The sequence below is a fragment of the uncultured Jatrophihabitans sp. genome (genome assembly GCF_964252635.1).
GTDB lineage: Bacteria > Actinomycetota > Actinomycetes > Mycobacteriales > Jatrophihabitantaceae > Jatrophihabitans.
In genome coordinates this window covers 20933-23506 of sequence record NZ_CAXUNP010000030.1, presented here as the reverse complement: position 1 = coordinate 23506, position 2574 = coordinate 20933, and the positions used below count along the sequence as shown (strand labels likewise).

Sequence of the window (2574 nt, the reverse complement as noted above, 5' to 3'; positions counted from 1 at the left end):
CACGGGCGCCGTCACCGCCGTGCGTGGTGGAGCCATTCTGGATGCTGCCACCGTCACCGCCCTTGCCGGTCGACCCGGAGTTCCCGGACCCGGCCTGCGAGCTGGCGCTCGCATCCGAGCTGTGGCTGCCGGACGACGGCTGGGTGCTCGACGCGTAGTTCACCGGTCCGGGCTGCGACCCGCTGCCGCTGCCCGTCTTGGCCTTGCCCGTCGAGGTGTTGCCGCCGGTCGAACCGGATGCTCCGGACGTGCCACCGGAGCCGGCGTTGTTGTTGTTCGTGCTCTCGGCCTTGCCACCCTTGCCGCCGTCACCGCCGTTGCCGGTCTTGGTCGACGAGATGTTCGAGCTGGAGCCCGTGGCGGTCGAGTTGCCACCCTTCGTGCTCGACGTCGCGGAGCTGTCGCCCCCCTTGGCCGAACCGCCGTTGGAGCTGCCACCGTTGGAGCCCTGGTCGGAGTTCACCGGCTGGTAGCCCTTGTCGCCCGAGGACGACGTCGACGAGGCGTCGCCGCCCTTGCCCGACTGGGTGTTGGACGCGGTGTTGCTGTTCCCCGACGCGGTGTTGGTCGCGCTGTTCGTCGAGGTCGAGTTGCCACCGGTGTCGCCACCGCGCGCGCCGTTGCCGCCGGTCGTGGTGGAGCCGTTCTGGATGCTGCCACCGTCGCCGCCGTTGCCCGTCGCGCCGGAGTTGCCCGACGTGGCGGAGGAGTTGCAACTGGCGTTGCCGATGACCGTCACCGCGACACAACGCGAGCTGTTGCCGCCGGTGTCGCCGGAGTTGCCCGACGCGCCGCCGCTGCCGGCGTTGTTGTTGTTGGTGCTGTCGGCTGCTCCGCCGTTGCCGCCCGAGCCGCCGTCGCCGGTCTTGGTCTTCGACGAGTTGGAGCTCGTGCCGCTGGCCGTCGAGTCACCGCCCGTGGTGGACGATGTGGCACTCGACGACCCCCCGTCGGCACGCGAACCGTCGGCGGGTCCGCCGTTGCCCGAGCCGCCCATCATCGGCGGGATGCCGGCGGGGCCGTAGGTCGGGCCGTTGTTGTAACCGCCCATGCCGCCGCCGTAGCCGTTGATGGTGCGCCAGATGGTCGACATGGACATGCCGTTGCCGCCCTGGCCCGACTGGGTGTTCGACTCGGTGTTGCTGTTCGCCGACTGGGTGTTGGTCGCGCTGTTCGTCGAGGTCGAGTTGCCACCGGTGTCGCCACCGCGCGCGCCGTTGCCGCCGGTCGTGGTGGAGCCGTTCTGGATGCTGCCACCGCTTCCGCCGTTTCCGGTCGCACCGGAGTTGCCCGAGCCGGCCGACGAGGTGCCGGAGGCGTCGCCGCCCGGCTGGTCGCCGCCCGAACCGGGGTACGGGTTGGTGCACCCGCAGCCGGACTGGCCCCCGCCGTAACCGGAACCGGGGTAGCCCCCGCCGCTGGTCGGCGGGCCACCCTGCTGGTCGCCGCCGGGCTTGGCGGTGGCCGACGAGGTGTTGCCGCCGGTGTCGCCCGATTTACCGGACGCACCGCCGCCGCCGGCGTTGTTGTTGTTGGTGCTCTTCGCAGCACCGCCGTTGCCGCCCGAGCCCCCGTCACCGGTCTTGGTGGTCGAGGAGTTCGAGCTCGATCCCGTGGCGGAGGAACTACCGCCCTGGGTCGTCGAGTGGGCGTTGGAGTTGCCGCCCATGGCTGCCAGCCCGGACATGACCGAGCCGACCGACCAGTCCTGACCGGACTGGTTGGGAGTGGGTACCGATGCTGACGCCGCGGACTGCGTGAACAGCCAGCATCCGGTCGCGCCGACCGCGATTGCGGCCGCGCGGGTTTGCCAAGAACCGTGCATGATTCCCCCGAATCAGATGGTGGGACGCGGTGTCGACCGGGCGGTCGACCGCGTGTCGGAGGGACGCCGACAGGACGTCAGCGGCTCCGTCTCACATCGGATCCGGGCTTAGCCAGGGCGGGTGCGGATGCGCTCGGCGCGGCTCAGCAGAGCCCACGCCGGCTCGACACCGACGCGCTGCGACCCACGTCCGTGGGCAGCGGTCGGGACGGGCGACAGGGCCGCGAAGACCCCGCCGTTGCCGCCCGGGGCCGTGGTCGTCGGAGCACCGACACCACCGCTGAGATCGGGCGACGCCGGTCGCGCAGGAGCACCTGGCACGACCGGAGCAAAGGGGTTCGACGTCGTCGACGCCGAACGGGAGGCGACTGCTTGGTCGGTGGCCGCGTTGTCGGTGGCCGCTGCCGCGACGTCGCGGTACTGCGGCGCACCGAGCACGGACGGCGCGTCCGACGACATTGTCGGGGCGGACGGGGCGGCCTCGTCTCGTGCGGCGCGCGCCGACGACGTCGAAGAGGCCGCGGTCGGTGCGCTCACGGTCGGCCCCTGGTCGGCCGGCGCCCCGTTGCCCGTCGTGGTGACCGGCGCGGCGACTTCGGCGATGGTCCTCGTGACCGGTGCCGCGGCTTGGGCGATGGTCCTCGTGACCGGTGCCGCGGCTTGGGCGATGGTCCTCGTGACCGGTGCCGCGGCTTGGGCGACGGTTCGGGTGACCGGTGCCGCGGCCTGGGCGACGGTTCGGGTGACCG

At 72.1% G+C, this 2574-nt stretch carries 2 pseudogenes; both read right to left on the bottom strand.

Annotated elements, in window-relative coordinates:
* A pseudogene (locus ACFFCA_RS13645) lies at positions 1-1687 on the bottom strand (hypothetical protein); the annotation flags it as partial.
* 246 nt (positions 1688-1933) lie between these two features.
* Positions 1934-2574, bottom strand: a pseudogene (locus ACFFCA_RS13640) (hypothetical protein); the annotation flags it as partial.